This window comes from Belnapia sp. F-4-1, assembly GCF_000802185.1.
Taxonomy (GTDB): Bacteria; Pseudomonadota; Alphaproteobacteria; order Acetobacterales; family Acetobacteraceae; genus Belnapia.
Genome location: NZ_KN676113.1, coordinates 3,586,565 through 3,609,040, shown reverse-complemented (window position 1 = coordinate 3,609,040; position 22,476 = coordinate 3,586,565). Strand labels below are relative to the sequence as shown.

The 22,476-nt window shown below is 71.5% G+C and carries 29 protein-coding genes; 14 read left to right on the top strand and 15 right to left on the bottom strand.

Annotation, left to right across the window (positions count from 1 at the left end; genetic code table 11):
* Window positions 1–12: 12 nt before the first annotated feature.
* The 5 genes from LH62_RS32065 (at window position 13) to LH62_RS17105 (ending at window position 3,106) form a co-directional block, all read left to right on the top strand.
* Window positions 13–633: a hypothetical protein gene (locus LH62_RS32065; RefSeq protein WP_236552568.1), complete on the top strand. Its 621-nt coding sequence runs from the start codon at window positions 13–15 to the stop codon at window positions 631–633.
* Window positions 630–1,169 carry a sigma-70 family RNA polymerase sigma factor gene (locus tag LH62_RS32060; protein ID WP_043363281.1) on the top strand — a complete coding sequence of 180 codons (540 nt, stop codon included), beginning with the start codon at window positions 630–632 and terminating at the stop codon, window positions 1,167–1,169. Before LH62_RS32065 ends, LH62_RS32060 begins: the two co-directional genes overlap by 4 nt.
* The gene (locus LH62_RS17110) at window positions 1,166–1,858 is read left to right on the top strand and encodes an anti-sigma factor domain-containing protein (RefSeq protein ID WP_052214615.1); all 693 of its coding nucleotides are present in this window, start codon (window positions 1,166–1,168) and stop codon (window positions 1,856–1,858) included. Before LH62_RS32060 ends, LH62_RS17110 begins: the two co-directional genes overlap by 4 nt.
* Before the next feature lie 219 nt (window positions 1,859–2,077).
* Window positions 2,078–2,206 carry a hypothetical protein gene (locus LH62_RS32415; protein ID WP_255359999.1) on the top strand — a complete coding sequence of 43 codons (129 nt, stop codon included), beginning with the start codon at window positions 2,078–2,080 and terminating at the stop codon, window positions 2,204–2,206.
* A 111-nt stretch (window positions 2,207–2,317) separates the two neighbouring features.
* The gene (locus tag LH62_RS17105; RefSeq protein ID WP_043363278.1) at window positions 2,318–3,106 is read left to right on the top strand and encodes a DUF4394 domain-containing protein; all 789 of its coding nucleotides are present in this window, start codon (window positions 2,318–2,320) and stop codon (window positions 3,104–3,106) included.
* Between the two features lie 38 nt (window positions 3,107–3,144).
* Here the strand turns inward: LH62_RS17105 and LH62_RS17100 are convergent, their stop codons facing one another.
* The 5 genes from LH62_RS17100 to LH62_RS17080 form a co-directional block, all read right to left on the bottom strand.
* Window positions 3,145–4,071 carry a 3-keto-5-aminohexanoate cleavage protein gene (locus LH62_RS17100; protein ID WP_043363275.1) on the bottom strand — a complete coding sequence of 309 codons (927 nt, stop codon included), beginning with the start codon at window positions 4,069–4,071 and terminating at the stop codon, window positions 3,145–3,147.
* A gap of 102 nt (window positions 4,072–4,173) precedes the next feature.
* Window positions 4,174–5,028 carry an SDR family oxidoreductase gene (locus LH62_RS17095; RefSeq protein ID WP_043363273.1) on the bottom strand — a complete coding sequence of 285 codons (855 nt, stop codon included), beginning with the start codon at window positions 5,026–5,028 and terminating at the stop codon, window positions 4,174–4,176.
* Window positions 5,028–6,134 carry an SDR family oxidoreductase gene (locus LH62_RS17090; protein ID WP_082012622.1) on the bottom strand — a complete coding sequence of 369 codons (1,107 nt, stop codon included), beginning with the start codon at window positions 6,132–6,134 and terminating at the stop codon, window positions 5,028–5,030. Before LH62_RS17090 ends, LH62_RS17095 begins: the two co-directional genes overlap by 1 nt.
* A gap of 65 nt (window positions 6,135–6,199) precedes the next feature.
* Entirely contained in the window at window positions 6,200–6,934 is a 735-nt protein-coding gene (locus tag LH62_RS17085) for a superoxide dismutase (RefSeq protein WP_043363271.1), read from the bottom strand.
* Window positions 6,935–6,998: 64 nt separating this feature from the next.
* On the bottom strand, window positions 6,999–8,069 hold the full coding sequence (locus tag LH62_RS17080; RefSeq protein WP_043363268.1) for an ABC transporter ATP-binding protein: 1,071 nt from the start codon (window positions 8,067–8,069) through the stop codon (window positions 6,999–7,001).
* Between the two features lie 128 nt (window positions 8,070–8,197).
* On the opposite strand from LH62_RS17080, the gene LH62_RS28510 reads away from it, so the two are divergent.
* From LH62_RS28510 to LH62_RS28505, 5 genes are all read left to right on the top strand, one after another.
* The gene (locus LH62_RS28510; protein WP_052214614.1) at window positions 8,198–8,545 is read left to right on the top strand and encodes a YqjD family protein; all 348 of its coding nucleotides are present in this window, start codon (window positions 8,198–8,200) and stop codon (window positions 8,543–8,545) included.
* A gap of 6 nt (window positions 8,546–8,551) precedes the next feature.
* Window positions 8,552–8,986, top strand: coding sequence for a phage holin family protein (locus tag LH62_RS17070; RefSeq protein ID WP_043363265.1), 435 nt, complete (start codon window positions 8,552–8,554; stop codon window positions 8,984–8,986).
* A gap of 115 nt (window positions 8,987–9,101) precedes the next feature.
* Window positions 9,102–9,341 carry a hypothetical protein gene (locus LH62_RS17065; RefSeq protein WP_144404513.1) on the top strand — a complete coding sequence of 80 codons (240 nt, stop codon included), beginning with the start codon at window positions 9,102–9,104 and terminating at the stop codon, window positions 9,339–9,341.
* A complete protein-coding gene (locus LH62_RS17060) occupies window positions 9,338–9,616 on the top strand; it encodes a GNAT family N-acetyltransferase (protein ID WP_043363261.1) in 279 nt (92 codons plus the stop codon). Before LH62_RS17065 ends, LH62_RS17060 begins: the two co-directional genes overlap by 4 nt.
* A gap of 17 nt (window positions 9,617–9,633) precedes the next feature.
* Window positions 9,634–10,116, top strand: coding sequence for a hypothetical protein (locus LH62_RS28505; protein ID WP_144404512.1), 483 nt, complete (start codon window positions 9,634–9,636; stop codon window positions 10,114–10,116).
* A 72-nt stretch (window positions 10,117–10,188) separates the two neighbouring features.
* Here the strand turns inward: LH62_RS28505 and LH62_RS17050 are convergent, their stop codons facing one another.
* Genes LH62_RS17050 through LH62_RS17030 form a run of 5 tightly spaced genes read right to left on the bottom strand, consistent with a single transcriptional unit; the run spans window position 10,189 to window position 14,780 of the window.
* The gene (locus LH62_RS17050) at window positions 10,189–11,313 is read right to left on the bottom strand and encodes a serine hydrolase (RefSeq protein WP_160299845.1); all 1,125 of its coding nucleotides are present in this window, start codon (window positions 11,311–11,313) and stop codon (window positions 10,189–10,191) included.
* A gap of 54 nt (window positions 11,314–11,367) precedes the next feature.
* Entirely contained in the window at window positions 11,368–12,324 is a 957-nt protein-coding gene (locus LH62_RS17045; RefSeq protein ID WP_043363256.1) for a tripartite tricarboxylate transporter substrate binding protein, read from the bottom strand.
* Complete coding sequence (locus LH62_RS17040) at window positions 12,324–12,821, bottom strand: DUF934 domain-containing protein (RefSeq protein ID WP_043363254.1); 498 nt, start codon at window positions 12,819–12,821, stop codon at window positions 12,324–12,326. The genes LH62_RS17045 and LH62_RS17040 overlap by 1 nt, the downstream gene beginning before the upstream one ends.
* A complete protein-coding gene (locus tag LH62_RS17035; protein ID WP_043363252.1) occupies window positions 12,808–14,475 on the bottom strand; it encodes a nitrite/sulfite reductase in 1,668 nt (555 codons plus the stop codon). Before LH62_RS17035 ends, LH62_RS17040 begins: the two co-directional genes overlap by 14 nt.
* Before the next feature lie 2 nt (window positions 14,476–14,477).
* Window positions 14,478–14,780, bottom strand: coding sequence for a DUF2849 domain-containing protein (locus LH62_RS17030; RefSeq protein ID WP_043363250.1), 303 nt, complete (start codon window positions 14,778–14,780; stop codon window positions 14,478–14,480).
* Window positions 14,781–14,949: 169 nt separating this feature from the next.
* On the opposite strand from LH62_RS17030, the gene LH62_RS17025 reads away from it, so the two are divergent.
* Both LH62_RS17025 and LH62_RS32525 read left to right on the top strand, forming a co-directional pair.
* Complete coding sequence (locus LH62_RS17025; RefSeq protein ID WP_052214612.1) at window positions 14,950–16,092, top strand: YbfB/YjiJ family MFS transporter; 1,143 nt, start codon at window positions 14,950–14,952, stop codon at window positions 16,090–16,092.
* 18 nt (window positions 16,093–16,110) lie between these two features.
* On the top strand, window positions 16,111–18,060 hold the full coding sequence (locus tag LH62_RS32525; RefSeq protein ID WP_043363247.1) for a DUF4139 domain-containing protein: 1,950 nt from the start codon (window positions 16,111–16,113) through the stop codon (window positions 18,058–18,060).
* A 4-nt stretch (window positions 18,061–18,064) separates the two neighbouring features.
* Here the strand turns inward: LH62_RS32525 and LH62_RS17015 are convergent, their stop codons facing one another.
* The gene (locus LH62_RS17015) at window positions 18,065–18,835 is read right to left on the bottom strand and encodes a hypothetical protein (RefSeq protein WP_043363244.1); all 771 of its coding nucleotides are present in this window, start codon (window positions 18,833–18,835) and stop codon (window positions 18,065–18,067) included.
* Window positions 18,836–18,865: 30 nt separating this feature from the next.
* Here LH62_RS17015 and LH62_RS31180 point away from each other — a divergent pair, with 30 nt between their 5' ends.
* Both LH62_RS31180 and LH62_RS17010 read left to right on the top strand, forming a co-directional pair.
* On the top strand, window positions 18,866–19,024 hold the full coding sequence (locus LH62_RS31180) for a hypothetical protein (protein WP_160299844.1): 159 nt from the start codon (window positions 18,866–18,868) through the stop codon (window positions 19,022–19,024).
* The gene (locus tag LH62_RS17010) at window positions 19,003–19,287 is read left to right on the top strand and encodes a carboxymuconolactone decarboxylase family protein (protein WP_052214610.1); all 285 of its coding nucleotides are present in this window, start codon (window positions 19,003–19,005) and stop codon (window positions 19,285–19,287) included. The genes LH62_RS31180 and LH62_RS17010 overlap by 22 nt, the downstream gene beginning before the upstream one ends.
* Before the next feature lie 122 nt (window positions 19,288–19,409).
* Here LH62_RS17010 and LH62_RS17005 read toward each other — a convergent pair whose 3' ends face one another.
* The 4 genes from LH62_RS17005 to LH62_RS16990 are packed head-to-tail and all read right to left on the bottom strand — an operon-like array spanning window position 19,410 to window position 22,439.
* On the bottom strand, window positions 19,410–20,594 hold the full coding sequence (locus LH62_RS17005) for an MFS transporter (RefSeq protein WP_043363241.1): 1,185 nt from the start codon (window positions 20,592–20,594) through the stop codon (window positions 19,410–19,412).
* Complete coding sequence (arsB, locus tag LH62_RS17000) at window positions 20,591–21,661, bottom strand: ACR3 family arsenite efflux transporter (protein WP_236552567.1); 1,071 nt, start codon at window positions 21,659–21,661, stop codon at window positions 20,591–20,593. Before arsB ends, LH62_RS17005 begins: the two co-directional genes overlap by 4 nt.
* Entirely contained in the window at window positions 21,658–22,095 is a 438-nt protein-coding gene (arsC, locus tag LH62_RS16995; protein ID WP_043363239.1) for an arsenate reductase (glutaredoxin), read from the bottom strand. The genes arsB and arsC overlap by 4 nt, the downstream gene beginning before the upstream one ends.
* Window positions 22,092–22,439 carry a helix-turn-helix transcriptional regulator gene (locus tag LH62_RS16990; RefSeq protein ID WP_043363236.1) on the bottom strand — a complete coding sequence of 116 codons (348 nt, stop codon included), beginning with the start codon at window positions 22,437–22,439 and terminating at the stop codon, window positions 22,092–22,094. The genes arsC and LH62_RS16990 overlap by 4 nt, the downstream gene beginning before the upstream one ends.
* Window positions 22,440–22,476: the final 37 nt, after the last annotated feature.

Genomic DNA, 22,476 nt, shown 5'->3' with positions numbered 1-22,476 from the left:
ATGCTCGGCCCCATGCCGCGTCCTGCCGTCCTAGCATGCCTTCTCCTTCCACTCCTCGCCGGCGCCGCCCGGGCGCAGCCGGTGGAGGAGATCGGCAGCTGGCGCCTCGCCTGCGCCGCCGACCGCATGACGGACCGGGCGGCCTGCCTGCTGCGCCACCGCGATTGGCTGGAACGGCCCTCCGGGACCGGCAGCGGCCTTGCCTTCGAGATCATCGACCGGCGCGGCCGGCTGGTTCCCGCGGTGACGGCGCGCGAGCTGACGCTGGATGGCGCGGCCCGCGGCCTGCTGGCGCTCTCGGGCACGGCGCAGCTCCGTTTCTTGCCCAACCGCATGGTGGAGATGCCCTGCGCGCTCGAGGGCCGCAGCATCCTCTGCACCCCAAGGGCCGAGGATGCCGCCCGCATGGAGACCGAGGTGTTGCAGGCCGACCGAGCGCTGATACGCTTGGTCGGCACCGGGGGCGGCAGCAGCACGGCCGAGCCGACCGAGCTGCGCCTCTCCGGAACGCGCGAGGCGGTGGCCCGCTTCGCCCGCCAGGTGCCGCGCGAGCCCCAGGCTGCGGTGGAGCCCCCGCCCGGCCTCGATGGCCGCGAGCTGTTGCAGCGCCTCTTCCGGCTCTTCGCCCAGTGAGGGCCGAATCCCCGGCGGCGGCGCTGCTCGTCGAGGTGGCGCGCGGCGATCGCGGGGCGCTGCGGGCGCTCTACCAGCAGCAGGCGACACGGCTCTTCGGCATCGCCCAGTCCATCCTGCGCGACCGCGAGGCGGCGGCGGATGCGGTGCAGGACACCTTCCTCCGCATCAGCCAGCGGGCGGCGCAATTCGACCCGGCACGGGGCGAGGCCGGGGCCTGGCTCGGCGCCGTCGCTCGGCATGCGGCGCTCGACCTGGCGCGGAAGCGCGGGCGGGAGCTGCCGACCGACGACCCGGCGCTCGGCGACATCGCTGTGGCACCCGAGGCGTTGGAGCACGTGGCGGCGAGCGCCGAGGGGCGGCGGCTGCGCGACTGCCTTTCGGCCCTCGACGAGAAGAACCGCAAGGGCATCCTCCTTGCCTTCGTCCACGGCCTCTCCCACGCCCAGGTGGCGGCGCGGCTCGACCTGCCGCTCGGCACGGTGAAGGCCTGGATCAGGCGCGGCCTCCTGCAGCTGCGGGAGTGCCTGACGTGATCCCCACCGATCCGCAGGACCGCGACATCCTCGCGGCCGAATACGTCCTCGGCACGCTCGACGCCCGCGCGGTGGCGGAGGTGGAGGCGGCGCTGCCGGGCGATACCGGGCTGCGCGCGGCCATCCGCGAGTGGGAGGTGCGCCTTGCGCCACTGCTGGCACTCGCCGCGCCGGAGTCGCCGCCGCCCGATCTGTGGGACCGTATCGAGGCAGCGCTGCCCGGAGCCCCCCGCCCTGCCCCCGTGCCGCGGCGCCGCTGGCTCGACCCGTGGCGCGGTTGGGCGATCGGCGCCAGCGCGGTGGCGGCCGGCCTTGCAGCCTTGCTGGTGACGCGCCCCGTGCCCGAGCCGCCGCGGCTGATGACCGTCCTGCTCACCCAGCGCGACCAGCCGGCCTGGGTGGTGGAGGCCAATGCCGCCGGGCAGTTGCGCCTCGCCTCGCTCAACCCGCGCCGGCTGGAGGAAGGCCGGGCGATGCAGCTCTGGGGCCTGCCGCCAGGGGCGACGGCGCCGACCTCGCTTGGCCTCATCCCGCCCGAGGGGCAGCTGACGGTGAGCACCGGCGGCTTGCGGCCGGAGCCGGGAATGCTGATCGAGATCAGCCTGGAGCCGCCCGGCGGCTCGCCGACCGGACGGCCGACTGGGCCGATCCTCTTCATCGGGCGGCTGACGGCGGCAGGCGCAAGCTGACCCTCGAGGCTCAATCGCCTACAGGATTCTATTTTTTCGACATACATCACCGAGCCGTGATGTTAAGCTGACCGTGCCGGTTGCTGCGCCGGCGCTCGCGCCATCGGGTGCGGGCACCTGTCCAGGACAAGAACATGCCCGGTCCTTTCCTGCGCCATCCTTGCCGCCGTCCATGCCGCCATTCCGGTGAAAGGGGCTGAACCGACGTCCGATGTCGAGATGGCTCGCTCCCGCCGCGGCGCGGGGGCCCGGGAGGCCGAGCAGGGCTGGGTGTCCCAGCTCATCACCGGCGCGATCCTGCTCGCGGTCATGCTGCTGCTCTTCGTGATGTCAGGCTTCCGGGGCTAAGCGAGCGTTTTCCCAACTCTGTGATACCAAACGTCGCATCCAGCCTCGCCAACGCTCCGTAAGGCCAGCAGCGGCAGCGGAATGGTTGCCGCTCCCTTTCGGAGAGACGCCATGACCCGCACCGTTCGCATGATGCTCGCCGCCGGCGCCGCCCTCGCCCTTTCGGCTGCCGGCGCCGAAGCCGCCACGCTCGTCGGCCTCACCGCCGACAACCATCTTGTCCGCATCGACAGCCAGACCCGCCGCGCCATGGCGCCAGTGCACGTCACCGGCATCGAGGGCCGGCTGCTCGGCATCGATGTGCGGCCGGCCGACATGAAGCTCTACGGGCTGACCGATGCCGGCCAGATCGTCACCATCGATGCCGCGACCGGCCGCGCCACCCAGGTCAGCCGCCTTTCCGAGCGTTTCGAGAGCGGCGGGCGCGCGACCGTCGACTTCAACCCGGTCGCCGACCGGCTGCGGGTGATGGGGATGAACGGCACCAATCTCCGCATCAACGTCGACAACGGCCAGGTGGCGAAGGACGGGCAGCTCCGCTACCAGGCCGGCACGCCCTGGGCCGAGACCACGCCGCGCGTCGTCGCCGGCGCCTATACCAACAGCATGAAGGGCGCGACGGCGACCATGCTCTTCACCGTCGACACGCTGACCCGTTCGCTGAACCTCCAGGCCCCGCCGAACGAGGGCGTACAGCAACCGAAGGGCGAGGTCGCGCCGAGCCTGCCGGGCGGCGTCGCCTTCGACATCATGCCCGAGGCGGGCGGCGGCAACATGGCGGTGCTCATGGCCGGCAGCACGCTGCACCATGTCGACCTGTCGAACGGCAAGGCGACCACGGTCGGCCAGGTGACCGGTCTGCCGCAGGCCGAGGTGATCGACATCGCCGTAGTGCAGTAACGGGCCAGGGCGGCGGGCAGCCGCCGCCCCTTTCCCGCTCAGAAGCCGACCTTGTCGCCGCCCTTCAGCGCCAGGATCTGCCGCGCCTCGGCGGGAGTTGCGATCTCGAGGCTCAGCTCCTCCAGGATGCGGCGGATCTTCGCCACCTGCTCGGCATTGCTCTTCGCCTGCACGCCGCGGCCGAGCCAGAGGCTATCCTCGAGTCCGACGCGGACATTGCCGCCGAGCATTCCGGCCATGGTGGTGAAGGGCATCTGGTTCCGCCCCGCCGCCAGCACCGACCACACATAGTCCTTGCCGAAGAGCCGGTCCGCCGTCTCCTTCATGAAGAGCAGGTTGCGCGGCTCGGCGCCGACGCCGCCCAGGATGCCGAAGATCGTCTGGGTGAAGAGCGGCGGCTCCACCACGCGGCGGTCGAGCATATGGGCCAGGTTGTAGAGGTGGCCGACATCGTAGCATTCGAACTCGAAGCGGGTGCCGTGGCCCTTGCCGAGCCGCTCGACGATCTGCTCGATGTCCTTGAAGGTGTTGCGGAAGATGAAGTCCGTCGTACCCTCCAGGTAGGGCCGCTCCCACTCATGCTTGAAATTCTTGATGCGGGCGGCGCTGCCCGAGATGTTGAAGTTCATGCTGCCCATGTTGAGCGAGCACATCTCCGGCTTCGCCTGCAGCGGCGCCGCTAGCCGCTCGTCGACCGACATGCCGAGTCCGCCGCCGGTGGTGATGTTGATCACCGCATCGGTCGACTGCTTGATGACGGGCAGGAACTGCATGAAGACCTTCGGGTCCGGCGTCGGCCGGCCGTCCTGCGGGTCGCGCGCATGCAGGTGGATGATGGCGGCCCCAGCCTCCGCCGCCGCGATCGACTGCTCGGCGATCTCCTGCGGGGTGATCGGCAGGTAGTCCGACATGCTGGGCGTGTGGATCGCCCCGGTGACGGCGACGCTGATGATGACCTTTGACATGCCCCTCTCCTCCCGATGGTGCGTACCGGCACTATCGGCGGGACAGGGCGCGGCGTGAAGGCGTCCCGCGCACCGGCGGCGGCGAGGCCTGGGTAGGGCCCCTCAACCGTCCCTGGACCGCTCGACATAGGCGGCGAAGGCCGCGGCGTGATCCTTGTGCCAGCGCGACAGCGGCGGGCGGTTCTCGACGATGTCGCCCGTCGACCAAAGGATGCGCCGCTCGTCCAGCCAGCGCGGCACGTCGTTGTCGGGGCAGAGGATGTAGAAGTCGCCGGCCTCCAGGCGCTCCAGCATGAAATCCACCGTCTGATTTGGCGTCCAGGAGGCGGCGGGCTTCTCCGTGCGGCCGTTGGCGGTGAGGCCGGTGAAGACGAAGCCGGGGATCAGCAGATGCGCGCTGATCCGGCAGCCCTCGGTGTTGCGCAGCTCGTGCTGCAACGCCTCGGTGAAGGTGCGGACGCCGGACTTCGCTACGTTGTAGGCCGGGTCGCCGGGCGGTGTCGTGATGCCCTGCTTCGAGCCGGTGTTGATGACGAGGCCAGGGCGGCCGCGCTCGATCATCCGCGGCACGAAGATCTGGCTGCCATGGATGAGGCCCCAGAGATTGGTCTGGAGGATGCGCGACCAAGTGCCGGGAGGGCCGAAGATGGTGCTGCCCGGCTGGATGCCGGCATTGTTCATCAGCACGTCCGTGCCGCCGAAACGGGCACGCACCTCGGCTTCCAGCGCCGCGACCTGGGCCGGGTCGCCGACGTCGCAGGGCTGGGTCACTACCTCGGCATCGGGGACGGCTTCCACGATGCCGGCGGCGGCCCGGACCAGGCGGTCCTCGCCGAGATCGGCGAGGACGATGCGAAGGCCGGCCCGGGCGAAGCGGGTGGCGGCGGCGAGGCCGATACCCGCGGCGCCGCCCGTCACGACGGCGACGGCGCCCGGGACGAGAGCCGGATGCGGCATCAGAAGATGCCGCCGATGCGGCGCTGGGCCTCGCGGGCGAGGCGGCGCACCGGGCGCTGGCCGGGGACGAGGACACGCCCGCCGCCCATCCGCCGCGCCGCGCCGACGCCGATGAGGAGAGCCCCGAGCCCTGCCAGTGCCGCCGCCGTCATGGCGGGGTGGAGCTGGGCCTCGAGGAAGAGGCTGGTCTTGCGCACCGGAGCGACGGGGCGGGTTAGGCTTTTCTCGGTGCCGTCCTCGCGAGGCTGGTAGAGGTTGTCGGCGCGGCTGGCCTTCGGGCGCTTGTCGCTGACCTGCGCGGGATAACCGACGGCCTCCATCACCAGGTCGGTGGTGCGGGGGAAGAGGGCCCCCATCAGCGCGATGGCATGGCCGCCGAACCCGACCACCAGCTCCCGCCGCTTGTGGGCGCAGGCATGGAGGATGGCGCGGGCGACGAGCTTCGGGTCATAGGCCGGCGGGGGCACGCGGACGCCCTCGCTCGGCAGGTAGTTGCGCGCATGGTCCTGGAAGCCGGTCTCGATTCCGGAGGGCTTGATGAGCGTGACGCTGATCGGCGCGCCGTCCCGCTCCAGCTCCATCCGGAGCGCGTCGGTGAAGGCACGGACGGCGTGCTTGGTAGCGGAATAGGGGCCCTGCAGCATCATCGCCCGGTCCGACAGCACGCTGCCGATGTTGACGATGGCGCCGCCGCCACGTTGCCGGAGTGCCCGGGCGGCGATGGTGCTGCCGTGGACGACGCCCCAGTAATTGGTCTCGAACAGGCGATGGTGGTCGGCCAGCGGGACCTTCTCGATCTCGCCATAGATCGAGGTGCCGGCGTCGTTCACCCAGGAGTCGAAGCCGCCGAAGGCCTCCTGCACCTTCTGCGCGGCTGCCTCCAGCTCCTCCAGCCTGCCGACATCGGCGACGGCATGGTCGGCGCGGGCGCCCTGGTTGCGTAGTTCCTGTACGATCTTCTCCAGCGCCTCGCCGTTGCGCGAGATAAGGAAGACGCGAGCGCCGGACTGCGCGGCGAGCCGCGCGGTGGCAAGGCCGATGCCGGAGCTGGCGCCGGTGATAACGATGGTCTGCTGGTTGAGCGGCTTCAGCCGGAGCTGCGGCATGGGGAACCTCGGAATTGGTTTGGGGGAGTGCGGGGTGAACCGCCCTCCCCTGCCCACGGTTCCCGTTACACCGTGAGCGAACCGGCCTTGGCCGCGGCGTAGCGGGCGGCGACCTTCTCCCAATCGAGCACGTTCCACCAAGCTTCGAGATAGGCCGGGCGGCGGTTCTGGTACTTCAGGTAGTAGGCGTGCTCCCAAACATCGTTGCCGAGAAGAACCCGGCCGCCATCCATCAGCGGGGTGTCCTGGTTGGGGCGGCTGGCGAGCGCCAGCTTGCCGGCGCGGTCCACGGTGACGAAGACCCAGCCGGAGCCAAAGACGCGGGCGCCGGCGCCGTTGAAATCCGTCTTCAGCTTGTCGAAGCCGCCGAGGTCGCGGGTGATGGCCTCGGCCAGCTCGCCCGTCGGCGCGCCGCCCTTGCCGCCCATGATGCCCCAGAACATGGCGTGGTTGGCGTGCCCTCCGCCGTTGTTGCGGAGCGCGGTGCGGATGCCCTCCGGCATCTCGCCGAGCTTTGCCAGGATCTGCTCGATCGGCATGGTAGCGACCTGGGAATGGTCCTTCACGGCCGCGTTCAGGTTGGCGACATAGGCGGCATGGTGCCGCCCGTGGTGGATCTCCATGGTCTGCGCGTCGATATGCGGCTCGTTCGCATTGGCCGCATAGGGCAGCGCCGGCAGGGCGAAGGGGCCAGTGGGAGCGGAAGCGGGCGCCTGCGCCCTGGCCCGCGGGGCGGCAAGGAGGCTCGCCAGGGCGGCGCCGCCGAGCAGGGCGGAGCGGCGGTTGAGCAGCGTGGACAAGGGCGGTCTCCCCGGATTGTTGCGCCGAGCAGATGGGGCGGCGGCGGCCGGAACCAAGGGCGGCTCAGCGCAGCGCGCGATAGGCGAAGGCCGCGTAAGGGTCCCAGGCGACGGAGGCCGGGCCGCCCGGAACCGGCAGGCGGGCGCCGGGCGGGCGCCGGGCAATGAGCATCCCACCTTCCCCCAGCTCCATCAGCAAGCGGACATGGTCGCCGAGGAAGACGCTGTCGCGCAGCGCGGCAGGGAGCGCACCCTCGCCCATCTCCTCGGCCGGCAGGGCGGCAACGGCAACGCGGTCCGGGCGGATGGCGACGATGCAGCGGCTCCCGGGCCCGCCGGCATCGGCAATGCGAGCCTCGACCAGCGGGCCGCAATCGAGGCGGATGCCGCATTCCGCCTCCTCCCGCCATGCGACCGTGCCGGGCAGGCGGTTGTTCTCGCCGAGCAGGCCGGCGATGAGGGCGGTGGCGGGTTCCTCATAGAGGGCGCGCGGCCGGTCGCATTGGACGATGTGGCCCCCGTCGAGGACTGCGATGCGGTCGGCCAGCGCCATCGCTTCCTCCCCCTCGCGGGTCGCCAGCAGGAGGGTGAGGCCGAGGCGGCGGGCGAGCCGGCGCAGGTCGAAGGCGAAGCTGCGGCGGGAGCCGGGGTCCAGGCCCGCGAGCGGGTCGTCGAGCAGCAGCAGCGGCTGCTCCGGGGCGAGGGCCCGGGCGAAGGCGGCGCGGAGGCGCGGCAGCGGCCCGAGGCCGGCGATCCGGCGCCCCTCGAAACCGTCGAGGCCGAGCGCGGTCAGCGCGCGGGCGATGCGGGCGGGCCTGTCGCGGGCGGGGATGCCGTAGCCGGGCAGGAGTTGGGCGGTCGCCTCCTGCACCGTGCGGTTTGCCGGCAGCACGGGATCGAAAAGGGTGAGCGGGCGCTGCGAGGGCGCGAGCGGGGCAAGGTCGCGGCCGTCGAGCAGCAGCTGCCCGGAATCGGGCCGGTCGATGCCGGCGACGAGGCGAAGCAGCGCGGTCTTGCCGCTGCCGGCCGGGGCGAGAAGAACCAGGGTCTCGCCGCGGGCGAGGTCGAGGCTGATCTCCTCGAAACCCGCCGCCCTCCTCGCAATCCCATCCAGGCGCAGCAGCGGCGCGTCCATGATTTCCCCCTTCACAGGTCGCAGGCATCGCCGCCCGAGGCGAGGGTGTCAACGCGCACCGGGGTTGGAACCATCAGGCGGCAGGCCGCGTTGCAGCGGCAAGTTTCCACCTCGCAAGGAGCAATGACATGTCGGCTGCCAACGACCTCTCCAACGACGCCCGCCGCCTCAAGGACCAGGCCGCGGCCTCGACCGACCGCGTGGCGACCGATGCCCAGGAAGAGCTGGCGAAGCTGCGCGCCCAGGTGGAGCGGCTGATGCAGGAGCGCGTCACCCCCGCCCTGGCCGGCGCGGCCGACCAGGTTTCCGACTACGCCAACCGCGCCCGCGAGGCGGTCGAGGAGCGGGCCGATGCGCTTTCCGAGACCGTGCGCGAGAAGCCGCTGATGGCGATCGGCATCGCGGCCCTCGGCGGCTACCTGATCGGCCGGCTGATGGGCGGCAATACCTACGTCTATCCGCGCGACCGGCACTAAGCGGCCATGCGCCTGATCAGCCTCCTGCGCGTCGCGGCGCAGGCCGAGACGCTGCGGTGGAAGCGCACCGGCCGGGGCGTCGCCATCCAGGCGGCGCTCGGGGCGGCGGCGGCGGTCTTCGGGCTGATGCTGCTGGTCATGCTGCATGTCGCGGCGCTGATCTGGCTGGCCGAGGGGCGCAGCGGGACGACGGCGGCGCTGATCGTTGCCGGCGTCGACCTGGTGGTGGCCGCGTTGCTCGGCTGGCTCGCCGCCCGGCATGCCGAGGACCCGATCCAGGTCGAGGCGCAGCGGGTGCGCGACGACGCCCTGCGGCAGGTGGGCGATACCGCCTCCCGTGCCATGGTGCTCGCGCCGCTGCTGCGCAGCCGCAATGCGAAGAAGGGGTTGATCGGCGCCGCGCTGACCGCGGCGGTGGTCGGCTTCGTCGCCCGGCGGTGACATGACGGGCGGCCGGATCCTGGGCGATCCGGCCGCTCGCATATCGGTCCCCTGCATGTCGATCCATGGCGGCCCTTGCGCGTTCGACCAGGGCAGGCAGCGAGGGGATGGCGGCATGGACCGCTCACTTCACCATCATCCGACGACGATGCTCGATGGGCTGAGGCCCTTGCTGGCTATGGCCGGGTGCGACGGCGTGCCCGGCCAAGCCGCGGCCTCCGAGATCGAGAAGGCGCTGGCGCCCGGCACGTTCGGGTGGCGGACCGGTGACGAGCCTGCGGTCGGTGCGGCGAATGCCGGGATCATCGGTCACGGCGGGCGCGAGCGCAGCGCCTGGAGGATCGACGAGGCATGAACCAGGTCAACGACAACGCGGCATCGCAGCGCTTCGAGCTGGCGGCAGGGGATGCGGTCGCCTTCATCGCCTACCGCCGCGAGGGCAACCAGGTCGAGCTGATCCATACCGAGGTGCCGCAGGCGCTGGAGGGCAAGGGCGTTGGCTCGGCGCTGGTGCGCGGCACGTTGGAGCGGCTGCGGGCAGACGGTGCGACCGTCTTGCCGAGCTGCAGCTTCGTTGCTCGCTACATCGAGCGACATCCCGAATATGGGGACATGGTCGCTGGCGGCTGACCGCGATGCGGGCGCTGGTGCTTGCGCTCCTCCTTGCCGCGCCGGCGGCGATGGCGCAGGAGGCCCATTGCACCGTGCCGGCGACGGCGCCGGTGATGGACTGGCGCGGCCTTGGCCTCGGGATGCGCTATCCATCCACCTTCACAATCGCCGAGGCGACGCCTGATACAGTCCGCTTTGCCAGCCGCGATGGGCAGGCCAGCGCCGCGGTGACGGCGATCCCGAACGGGCTGCGTCAAAGCCTCGCGGCGGTGATGGCCGAGGCGCGGCAGGACATCACCGGGAATAGTGGCGGGGAGATCACCTACAGCCGCACGAAGGGGAGCTGGTTCGTGTTCTCCGGCTTCATGGCCGGCCGGATCTTTTACCGGCGCAGCCTGGTGTCGACGGATGGAACATTCATCGGCACGCTCTGGGTCGAGTTCCCCCGCGCGATGAAGCCATGCTTCGAGGCGGCGGTGACGACGATGTCGCTCTCCTTCCGCGAAACGGGCCGCTAGACCCGGTCACCGGTCATGGTTCGGCTTGTCGCCTGATAACGCCTTCGGCGCTTCCGCCTCAAACGATCACGCTTAATCCGGCAGGATGGCGGCGTGGGCGAGGCTGCTGAGCACATCCATGCGCTGGTTATGGAAGGCCTCGGTCTGGCGGCAATTCGAGAAGAAAGCGAAGGAGACGCCGCTCGTCGGGTCTGCCCAGCAATAGGAGCTGCCGACGCCGCCATGGCCGAAGGTGCGCGGATGGCCGATGGTGCCGAGGCCGCGCGCGACAGGCGTTTCCCCGCGGGAGTGCGGGCCAAGGCCACGATGCATCGGGATGCCCATGTAGTCGTCGATGCGGTCGCCGGTGAGATTGCGCGTCACGAACTCGATCATGCGCGGCGAGAACAGCCGGGTGCCACCCAGCGTACCGCCCTGCGCAAGCGCCTGGTAGAAGGCCGCCATGCCACGCGCCGTGCCGTAGCCGCCACCGCCCGGGATGCCGGCGGCGTGGTGGGCAGCGGTGTTTTCCGCCGCGCGGGGGACGAAGGTGCCGTCCTGCTTCAGGTCGTAGATCTCGGCGGCGCGGGGAAGGTCGCCCTCCCCCATGCCAATGACGACCTCGCGCTCGAGGCCGAGCGGCGCGAGGATGCGCTCGCGGATAACGGTGCGGAAGTCCTGGCCGGTGATCGCCTCGATCAGCACCGCGGCCACCCAATGGGCGGCGGTCGGATGGTACTGGACGCGGCTGCCGGGGGTCCATTCGAGGGTGAAGTCGCTGACCTTCTGCCGCAGCCGGGCATGGTCGGCCCAGCACTCCGACGGCACCACGGCCGAGGGAAAGCCGCCCTGATGGGTCAGCAGCTGCAGGATGGTGATGCCATCCTTGCCATGCGCCGCGAATTCCGGGACGTGCTGCGCCACGGGGTCGGAGAAACGGAGCAGCCCTTCCTCCGCCAGCAGCCAGAGCGCCGAGGCGGTGACGACCTTGGTGTTCGAATACATCAGGAAGAGGGTATCGGCCGTTGCCGGCATGCCGAGCCGCGCCTCGCCGAAATGGCGGAACAGGGCGAGCTTGCCGTGCCGGGCCACCGCCACCTGCGCGCCGGGGTGGTGGCCCTCGGCGATATGGCGTTCGATAACGGCGCAAAGGCGGGCGAGCGGGCGCGGATCGAGGTTCAGCGCCTCCGGATTCGACTCGGGCAGCGGGAAGGCCATGGACATGCTCCCTCGGTTCTTTCCTAGGGAGCCTAACACCGCTGCCCGGCGATGCTAGTCCGGCTGGATGCGGGCGCGGCGGATGGTCACGGCCCAGCGCTCGGCATCGGCGCGGATGAGGGTGCCGAGGGCTTCGGGACTCTCCTTCACCGGCTCCAGGCCGAGGGCGGCGAGGCGCTCGGCGACCTCTGGCTTCCCCAAGACCTGGCGGATGGCGCCGTTCAAGCGGGCAACGACCGCAGGGTCCGTGCCGCGCGGCGCGACGATGCCATGCCAGCCGACCGCCTCGGCACCAGTCATGCCGGCCTCGGCGAGGGTCGGAACCTCGGGCAGGCCCTTGCTGCGCTCGCCGCTCGAGACGAAGAGGCCGCGCATGCGGCCGATGCGGACATGGTCGGTGACCGCGCCGATATTGATGATGACGCCCTGCAGGCTGCCGCCGAGCAGGTCGTTCACCGCAAGCGCGCCGCCGCGATAGGGCACATGCGTCCAGCGCACCTCGGCCGCCGCCTGGATCTGCTCGCCGAGCAGATGGGCAAGGCTGCCATTGCCCGGGGTGCCGACGGCGAGCGGCTCACGGCGGGTGGCGGCCAGGAAGTCCTCCAGGGTCTGCGCGCTGCTGTCGGCGCGGACGACGAGGATCTGCGGCACGCGGACGGCGCGGGCGACGGGCGCGAAGCCTTCCACCGGGTCGAAGCCGAGATGCGGGAAAAGCGTGCGGTTGATGGAAAGGCTGTCGGAGCCGGCGAGCAGCGTGTAGCCGTCCGGCCGGGCGCGCGAGGCGGCCTCGTAGCCGATATTGCTGCCGGCGCCGGGCAGGTTCTCGACCACCACATTCTGGCCGAGCGTGTCGGTCAGGTGGCGGGCCAGCAGGCGGGCGACGATGTCCTGGCTGCCGCCGGCGGCGACGGGGACGATGATGCGGATGGTCCGCTCGGCCGGCCAAGCCTGCGCGAAGGCAGGCGTGGCGAGGCTCGCGGCGGCGAGGGCGAGGAGGCTGCGGCGGTGCATCAGGCGAGTTCCAGCTTGCGGCGGAGCAGGGAAAGCGGGTGATCGGCGCCTTGCGCAGCCTGGTAGCCGATGCGGATGGCATCGCGCGAGCGCGCCCAGGTCTCGGGCCTCGTGCCCTCAGGGACCTCGACCGTGCTCACGCCGCAGCGGAGCAGCATGGCGTACTGGTCGGGGAGGACGTGACCCGTCGCCCGGATCTCGCCGGCGAAGCCGTGATGCTCGCGCAAGCTCCGGGCCTGGGTGAAGGCGCGGCCGTCCTTCGACTTCGGCATGCGCAGCGCGACGAGGGCGAGGCGGCTGAGGAAGGGGGCGATCTCCTCCGGCTGCGTCTCGGGCGCGACGGCGACGCCGAGCGGCGCGTTGCGGCCGGCGAGCGTCGCGGCCTCGGCCTGCAGGCGGGCGAGGCTGATGATCGCCGGGCCTTCGGGGAGCGGGGCGTCGTCCTCGATGCTGGTCCAGTCGTCGGGCCGCAGGCGGCCATCCTCAAGCAGGGGCATAGAGGGCGTCCTTGAAGGGCGTCACGCCGATCCGGCGGTAGGTGTCGATGAAGCGCTCGCCCGGGCTGCGATGGGCGATGTAGGTGGTGATGAGGGTTTCCACCGCATCGACGATGGTGTCGTAGGAGAAGGCGGGGCCGATCAGCTCGCCGATCGCGGCGTCGTTGGTCGCCGAGCCGCCGAGGGTGACCTGGTAGACCTCCTCGCCACGCTTATCGACGCCGAGGATGCCGATATGGGCGACATGGTGGTGGCCGCAGGCATTGATGCAGCCGGAGATGTTGATGAAACACTCGCCGATGTCGTGCTGGCGGTCGAGCGAGGCGAAGCGCTCGCTGATGCGCTGGGCGATGGGGATGCTGCGGGCCGTCGCCAGCGCGCAGTAGTCCATCCCCGGGCAGGCGATGATGTCGCTGATCAGGCCGATGTTCGGCGTCGCCAGCCCGGCGGCGCGGAGGCCCTGCCAGAGCGCATGCAGATCTTCCTGACGGACATGCGGCAGGACGAGGTTCTGGACGTGGGTGACGCGGATCTCGCCGAAGGAGTGGCGCTCGGCGAGGTCAGCGACGGCCTCCATCTGGTCGGCGCTGGCATCGCCGGGGATGCCGCCGATCGGCTTCAAGGAGATGGTGACGGAGGCATAGCCAGGCTGCCGGTGCGCGCGGACGCTCGTCGAGGCCCAGGCGCGGAACTCCGGGTCCTCCGGCAGCTCCTGATCCTCGAGGGCGGCGAAAGGCGGCGGCGCGAAATGCGCCCCGATGGCGGCGACGATATCCGGGTCGAGCCGGTACCTGTCGCGCGGCATGCGCTCATATTCGCGCTCGACCATCTGGGTGAACTCGTCGCCGAGGTCGCGGACGAGGATCTTGATGCGCGCCTTGTAGATGTTCTCGCGCTGGCCGAGGGCGTTATAGACGCGCAGCACGGCTTCCATATAGGCGAGGAACTCGGACTCCGGCACCCAGTCGCGCAGCTTGCGGGCGATGATCGGGGTACGGCCGAGGCCCCCGCCGGCATGCACCTCGAAGCCGACCTCGCCGCGCTCGTTGCGCTTGGCCAGCACGCCGACATCATGCACCTGGGCTGCCACGCGGTCGTTGGGGCTGCCGGTGATGGCGATCTTGAACTTGCGCGGCAGCCAGGTGAATTCCGGGTGCAGCGTCGACCACTGGCGGAGGATCTCGGCGTAGACAAGCGGGTCCACCACCTCGTCGGGCGTGGCGCCGGCATATTCGTCCGTCGTGGTGTTGCGGATGCAGTTGCCGCTGGTCTGGATGGCATGCATGTCCACCTCGGCCAGCGCTTCCAACATCGCCGGCACATCCTCCAGCTTCGTCCAGTTAAACTGGATGTTCTGGCGGGTGGTGAAATGGCCGAAGCCGCGATCCCAGCGGCGGGCGATTCTGCCAAGCTGGCGGAGCTGGGCGCTGTTCAACAGGCCATAGGGAATCGCCACGCGGAGCATGTAGGCGTGAAGCTGGAGGTAGAGGCCGTTCATCAGCCGCAGCGGCTTGAACTCGTCCTCGGTCAGCTCGCCGGCGAGGCGGCGCTCGATCTGGCCACGGAATTCGGCGATCCGCTCCTGGAGGAACTCGCGGTCGATCTCATCGTAGCGGTAGGTGCGTGCGTATTGCGGCGGGGTCAGGGCATTCATGCTCAGGCGGCCTCGGCTGCGACGCTCGGACCCTGCACGCGCAGGCGCTCGCGGAATTTCAGGGGAATGGGGCCGGCAGGATCGACCTCGACGGCATAGACCCCGACGACATTCTGGTCGCGCTCGCCCTGCCGGGCGAGGGCAAGGCCTGCCTCGGCGGCATCGGGAGCGAAGGGGGCAATCTCGGCGATGCTGTCGCGCCAGAGGCCCTCGGTGCCGAACCAGACCACGCGGCCATCGCGCAGGCGGTTGGCGGTGAAGACCACGGGGGCCGTGGCGGGGCGGGCCTTCGCCTTGGTGCTCATCGAGGGGATGTCCTGCGCGGCGGGGGTGTTGCCCGGTATTTAACGACCGGGATGGTGAACAACAAGTCACAGCCTGTAGATTTGCGCGATTGAATCTCGTGTTTTCACGCATTGCGATTGTGGTTCTTGTCGCATCGCCCGGCGCGGAGGGGCCGTCTAGGCTCCGGGCGTGAGCCCCTTCCTTCGATTCGCCCTGGCCGGTGCTGCCGCCACCGCCGCCGGCAACGGCTTGGCGCGCTTCGCCTATGTGCCGCTCTTCCCGGCCATGGTGACGGCGGGATGGGTGGATGGCGGCGAGGCCGGGATGCTCGGGGCGGCGGCGCTGCTTGGCTACCTTGTCGGGATACTGGGCGGGCGCGGGGTGGCGCTTCGGCTGGGTGTGCCGGGGCTGCTCGATTGCGGCATGGGTCTGGTGGTGCTGGCCCTCGCGGCCTGTGCCTGGAATGGCGGTTTCGCCTGGTTCCTCGTCTGGCGGACCTTGGCCGGAATCGGCGGCGGGCTGCTGATGGCGCTGGCCGGGCCGGCCACCCAGGCCTCGGTGGCGCCGGAACGGCGGGGGGCGGCCGGAGGTGTCGTCATCTCCGGGGTCGGGCTCGGCATCGCCACCGGGGCCGCGGCAGTGCCGGCGCTGCTTTCGAGCGGACTGCCGGCGGCCTGGCTCGGGCTGGCGGGGCTGGTGCTTGGCCTCTGGGGCTTCGCCCATCCGCGCTGGCCGCGCATGGCGCTGACCGGCGAGGCAGCCGAGGCGCCGCCACGGGCTAGGCTGCTCACTGCGACCTACGGGCTGCACGCGGCCGGGATGGTGCCGCCGATGGTGTATCTGGCGGATCTCGCGGCGCGGGGGCGTGGATTGGGCCTCGGGATCGGTGCGGCGGTCTGGCTGGTCTTCGGCCTGGCGGGAGTGGCGGGCGGCATCCTCTCCGGCCGGGTGACGGACCGGATCGGCGGGCGCCGGGCCCTGGCGATCTGGCTGGCGGTTCAGTCCCTGGCGTTGGCGCTGGCCCTGCCGCCCTGGCCGGCGCTCGTGCTGCCGGCGGCCGCGGCGGCGGGCTTCGCCGCGGTGGGGGTGACGGCGGTGACGCTTACCGTCTGCCGGGAGGTGGCGGGCGCGCGGGCGACCGGGCTCTGGGTACGCTGCACGGCGGCCTTCGCGGTGATGCAGACCGTGGTGGGATTCGGCCTGGCCGCGCTCTTCGCCGCGACGGGGGAGAGCCATCTCGCGGTCTTTGCCGCGGGACTTGGCTTCTCGCTCGCGAGCCTCGCCGGGGCGATGGGGTTGCTGCGGAAAGCGGATAGAATGATGGCCACCTGATCCCCTGGGGGAGGTTCCATGCGTCGCCTGCTGCTGCTCGCCGTCTGCTTCAGCTCCCCGGCACTGGCCGAGGAGTTGCCGGTCCGGGCAGTCACCCTTTCGAATGCCGGCCTCGCTGAGATCGAGCGTGGCGGGCGGCTGGAGGCCGGGGTGGCGATCACCTTCCGCGTCCCGGTCGAGGATGTGGACGACGTGCTGAAGAGCCTGGTGCTGCGCGACCCGGCCGGGGTCGTCGAGGGGCTCCGCCTACCGGCGCAGGAGATCGAGGCGGAGGCTTTCCGCGGCCTGCCGCTGAAGCCGGCGGATTTCGAGAACCGGGCGAGCCTGCTGCGGGCGCTGCGGGGCCAGGTGGTGGAGGCGGGGGGCAGCACCGGGCGGCTGGCCGATGCCGAGGAGGCCGAGGGCGGGCTGCGCGTCTCCCTGCTCAGCGCGGCGGGACTCAGGCTGCTGCTGCTGCGCGAGGGGGAGGAGGTGCGCCTCACCGATGGCGGCCTCGCGGCGCGCATCGCCCGGGCGGCAGAGGCGCTGGCGGCGGCCCGCGCGGCGGATGAGCGGCAGGTGGAGATCCGGCTCCGGTCGGATACGGCACGGGAGGTTTCCTTCGCCACGGTAACAGGAGCGCCGCTCTGGAAGCCTTCCTACCGGCTGTTCCTGCCGGAGGCGTCAGGCGAGGCCGGGTTGCAAGGCTGGGCGGTGGTCGAGAACCGCTCCGGGGCGGATTGGGCGGGGGTGCGCCTCTCGCTCGTTTCCGGCAACCCGGCGGCCTACCGGCAGGCGCTCTACACGCCGATCCGGGTGGAGCGGCCGGAACTGCCCGTGCGTGCGGCGGACCAAGTGCAGGTGGCGGCAGATACCGGGCCACAGCCGCCGCCCCCCCTGCCCGCGCCGGCCATGCGCGCCATGCGGATGGAGCCCGAGGCGGCTCCGCTGCCCGTCGCCGCGGTGCCGCAGGCGGTGGCCGAGAGCGCGGCCGGGCGGGCCGCCTTCACCCTCACCTCCCCCGTCTCGATCCGCGGCGGGGAGACGGCGAACCTGCCCTTCCTCGAGGCGCGGCTGCCGGCGGAGCGGGTTTGGTGGGTGCAGGAAACCGGCGCCCGCAACCCGCTCAGCGCGGTGCGGCTCCGCAATGCCGGTGGGACGGTGCTGCCGGACGGGCTGGCGGCGGTCTTCGACGCGGCCGGGGGCTATCTTGGCGATGCGGAGCTGCGGGCGGTGCAGCCGGGCGAGCAGCGGCTGCTGGCCTTCGCCGGCGACCGGGACGTGGCCATGTCCTCCAGCGCCTCCAGCGCGGAGCGGCCGGTTGGGGTCGCGGTACGGCGCGGCATCGTCGTGCTCGACGCGCTCCGGCGGGAGGAGGTGGCGCTGGCGGTCGATCCGCGCGGGGCGCGCGGGCGCATGGTGATCGACCTGCCGCGGCGGGCTGGGGCACGGCCGCTCTTCCCTGTTGCCGCCGAGGGGGATTTCGGCCTGCGGACGGAGGCGGTGCTGGAGGGCCAGTCGGCTGTGCTGCGCTTCGCCTGGGAGCGGGACGGACGGACGGAGGTGCCGATCCTCGACCAGGGGCTCGGCGACCCGGTCCTGCTGCGCTGGCGGGAGATCGATGTGGAGGCGAGCCTCCGGCGCCTGCCAGGCGGCATGGCGAGTCTTGAGACGCTGCGCGCGGTGCTGGAGCGGCTGCCGGCGGAGGCACCCGGGCGGCCGGCGCTGGAGGCGGTCGTTGCCGGCCTGGGTGAATCGCGCCGGCTGCTCGAGGCGGCGCGGGGTGCGATCCGGCAGTACCAGGTGGCGGAGGCCGCGCTCGGACGGGCGCGCACCGCCGCCGAGGACCGCAGCGGCGCGGAGCGGGAGGAGGCGCGGCGGCGGCTCAACCAGGCGAGCCTCGCCGCCGAGCGGGCCGGAGCCGCGGCCGATGCGGCCTGGGAGGCTTGGCAGCGGCAGGTGGCGGAGGTGCTCGGGCGGACGGGCTAAAGCATCACATCCCGCCGGCGCCTGCCTTCTGGATCCGGCGGCGCCCGGCACGCCCCAGCCAGGCCGCCACTGCGACGATCGCCATGCCGAGACCGGCCGTGACGGCGACCGCCGGCAAGGCCGCATTGGCGACGACGATGGCGAAGAGCGCCCAGAGCAGCGCGCCAGCATACCAGAGGTCGCCCCGGCCCCGCCGCAGCACGGCGCTGCCGATCCAGGCGGCGAGCAGGACCAGCCCCATCGCCACCAGGGCCGGATCGGTGCCGCCCCAGGTCACGCCCTCGGTCGCCGCCGCGCCGGAAAGGTTGACGATGCTGGCGGCCGAAACCCAACCGGCCAGCAGGCCGAAGAGCGGCCGGACGATCCAGCGCCAGCCGGCACCCTCCGCCGGCAGCGCCGTGGCCCGGAAGAAGGCCGTCAGTGCCGCGGCCAGCAGGGCGAGGATGATCGCCAGCAGGTGCCAACCATTCGGCGTCAGCTGCGCCATGACCATCCAGAGCAGCATCAGCGCGAAGGCCCCCGCCGCCGGGCCGCGCAGGCGCGCGAGGCGGGCGTCGGCGTGCTGCGCCGGGCGCATCTGCCAGAAGCCCCAGGCCAGGGCGAGGGCGAAGATCGGCCCCCAGATCGAGAAGGCATAGGGCGCCGGCACCACCGGCGTGCGGATGCTCTGCATCGCCCAAAGCGGATGGCCGGTGCCGATGAGGCGCGCCAGGCCGCCGGCGAAGGGCAGCAGGGCCGGGAGGAGCAGGTTCAGCAAGGCGAGGATTCGGGGCATGCTCGGCACTCTGTCAGGGGACCGGGACGGATGCAGCAGCGGGCCGAGGCCGATCCTTTCCTTGCCGAAAGGCCGCGGCTGCTGGTGCTGGCCCTCGCCTACCGGATGCTCGGCGCTACCGGCGAGGCCGAGGAGGTGGTGCAGGAGGCTGCGCCTTCTGCATCCACATGCACAGCGCGGATGCGTTGAAGGCAGGCGAGACGCCGCAGCGGCTGCTGCTGCTTTCGGCCTGGCGCGAAAGCTCGCTCTACACCGCGCAGGAGCGGGCGGCGCTCGCCTGGACGGAGGCGCTGACCCTGCTGCCGCAGACCGGGGCGCCCGACCCCGACTATGCCGCCGCTGCCGAGCAATTCTCGCCCGCGGAGTTGGTCGCGGTGACGACGCTGGTCGGCATGATCAACCTGTGGAACCGGCTGGGCGTCGGCTTCCGCCTGGACCACCCCAGGGGCTGATACGGGGGCCGGCGGGGTGGCTGAGGATGGCCACTTGCGGCACGGCCGCTATCGACGGCAGGGCGTTGCGAAGCGGAGCAGGGATGCGGCCTTGATCCCGCTGCCCGGCATCCTCGGCGGGGTCAGCCTGCACCCTTACCGCGCGTTCGGCGTGCGAGAGCCAGCAGGGCGAGCAGGGACAGCGCCGTGAGGGAGCCGGATAGCAGGAGCGCGGCGCGTGGCCCGAGCGAGTCCAGCACCAGCGCGAAGACGAGCGGCGCCGCACCCTGCAGCAGGCGTGCAGGGGCGGCCAGCAGCCCCGTCCGCAGCCCGTAGCCGGCGGGCCCGAACAGCGCGAGCGGCAGTGTTCCGCGCGCGATGGTCAGCAGGCCGTTGCCGGCGCCGTGCAGCACCACGAAGGGGATGGCGGCCGCCGGACCCATGAAGGCCAGTAGCACCGCTCCGACGGGATGCAGGCCCGCGACCAGCTGGGCGGTGACGAGGGGCGACGCCTTCCGCAGCAGCGCGAACTCCGCCATGCGGGCGGCGACCTGCGCCGGGCCGACCAGCGACGCCGCGAAGATCGCCGCGGCCGGCGCCGCGCCCAGGGCCTCGATGACGCGCGGCAGGTGGGTCGCCATGGCGGTCGAGACGAAAGCGGTTGCCGCGAAGACGGCCGCCAGGATGACCATGGTCCAGGGTATGCCGCCGGCCGCGGCATCGGCCTGCGCGGCGGCGGGCACGGGCGGCGGCGCCTTGGCGACGAGGAAGCGGTTCATCGGCAGGGCCACGGCCAGGTGCAGGAACGCCCAGGCCAGGCAGGCGCCGCGCCACCCCAGGATGTCGATCATGAGGGCGCTGGCCGGCCACCCCACCGTACTGGCGAAGCCGGCGAAGAGGGTGATTCCGGTGATCGCGTTGCGCGCCTCGCGCCCGTAGAGGCCCGTGACCGTGGCGAAGGCGGCCTCGTAGAGGCCGAACCCCATGCCGACGCCGATCACCACCCAGGCGAGTGCCAGCGTGATGGGCCCGGACGCCCAGGCCAGCAATGCCAGCCCGGCCGCGAAAACGATGTTGGAAGCCGCCAGCACGTCACGGCCGCCATAGGCGTCGATGAGTCGCCCGGCGGTCGGGCCAACCAGGCCGGAAAGCAGCAAGGCGCCGGAGAAGATGCCGAAGAACCAGGCCCGCGACAGGCCCAGCGCCTCGCAGACCGGGTCGGCGAAGACCGCCGGGAGGTAGTAGGTGGAGCCCCAGGCGAGGGTCTGCGTGACGCCGAGGGTGGTGGTGACCACACCCCGGCGCCGCGAGAGATCCGCAGCCGTCATCTGCGCTCGTACCAGCCCCGGGTCCGCATCACGATGTGCACGACGGACAGCATGACGGGCACCTCGACCAGCACGCCGACCACGGTTGCCAGTGCGGCGCCGCTCTCGAAGCCGTAGAGCCCGATCGCGACGGCGACGGCGAGCTCGAAAAAGTTCGAGGCGCCTATGAGCGCGGAGGGCCCGGCAACGCTGTGGGCCGAGCCGCACTGGCGGTTCAGGACGTAGGCGAGGCCCGCGTTCAGATAGACCTGGACGAGGATGGGCACTGCCAGCAGCAGGATGACCAGCGGCTGCGCGAGGATCTGCCCGCCCTGGAAGCCGAACAGCAGCACCAGCGTGGCCAGCAGCGCGACCAGCGACACCGGGTGCAGCGCCTTCAGCGTGCGCTCAAGCGCCTTGCCGCCTGAAGCGACCAGCGACCGCCGCCAGACCTGCGCCGCGGCAAGGGGCAGGACGATGTAAAGCCCAACCGAGAGGATCAGCGTGTCCCAGGGCACGGTGATGGCAGAGAGGCCGAGCAGCAGTCCGACCACGGGCGCGAAGGCCACGAGAATGATCGCGTCGTTCAGCGCGACCTGCGACAGGGTGAAGTTGGCGTCGCCGTCGGTCAGGCGCGACCATACGAAGACCATGGCCGTGCAGGGCGCGGCCGCCAGCAGGATGAGCCCCGCGATGTAGCTGTCGACCTGGCCCGCGGGCAGCCACGGCCGGAACAGCCAGCCGATGAACAGCCAGCCGAGCAGCGCCATGGAGAAGGGCTTCACCAGCCAATTGATGCCGACCGTGACGGCGATGCCGCGCCAGTGGCGCGCGACCTGCCCCATGGCCGCGAAATCCACGCGGAGCAGCATCGGCACGATCATCGCCCAGATGAGCAGGGCGACCGGGATGTTGACCTGGGCCACCTCCATGCGGCCGAGCGCCTGGAAGGGGCCGGGCAGCAAGGCGCCGAGCGCAATGCCGACGACGATGCAGAGGGCAACCCAGAGGGTCAGGTAGCGCTCGAAGGTGCCCATGGCAGCCTTTCGGCGCCCGATGGCGGCCTCGCCTTCGGCAGCCGCGCTCATGCCGCCGGATCCTTGGCGACGCGGTGCCCATCGGCGTCCACCACCGCCTCGCCGTCCTCCTTGGCGAAGGCGCCGCGCTGCGGGTCCGGCAGGATCTCGAGGACGGTCTCGGACGGCCTGCAGAGCTTCACGCCAAGGGGCGTCACCACGATCGGGCGGTTTATGAGGATGGGATGCGCCATCATGGCGTCGAGCAATTGGCTGTCGGTCAGGGACGGGTCGCCGAGGCCGAGTTCCGCGTAGGGGGTGCCCTTCTCGCGGAGCACGTCGCGCACCGGGATGCCCATGCGCTGGACGAGGTCGGCCAGCACCTCCCGAGCCGGCGGGGTCCTCAGGTACTCGATGACCTTCGGCTCCTCCCCGCTGTTCCGGATGAGGGCCAGGGTGTTGCGGGACGTCCCGCAATCCGGGTTGTGGTAGATCGTGACGGTCATTCCGCGGGCTCCACAGGAGGGCAGGCACAGGCCGAGAGCGCCGGAGTGCAGACCTCCGGGTGGCCCTGGCAGCAGTCGCGCATCAGGAAGGCGATGAGGCCGGAGAGGGCCTCGTAGACGGCCGAGTAGCGGATCGATCGACCCTCCCGCCGCGACTGGACCAGCCCGGCTGCCTCGAGGTGGGTGAGGTGGAAGGACAGGCGCGAGGAGGTGGCGCCCATGGCGTCCCCGATCGCACCGGCGGCCATGCCTGCTGGCCCGGCCGTCACCAGCAGGCGCACGATCCTCAGGCGGGTCTCCTGCGACAAGGCGCCGAGCGCATCGAGTGCTTGCATTTCATCCATGACGGCTCAATAACTCAAGAGAGGTTGAGATAAAAGA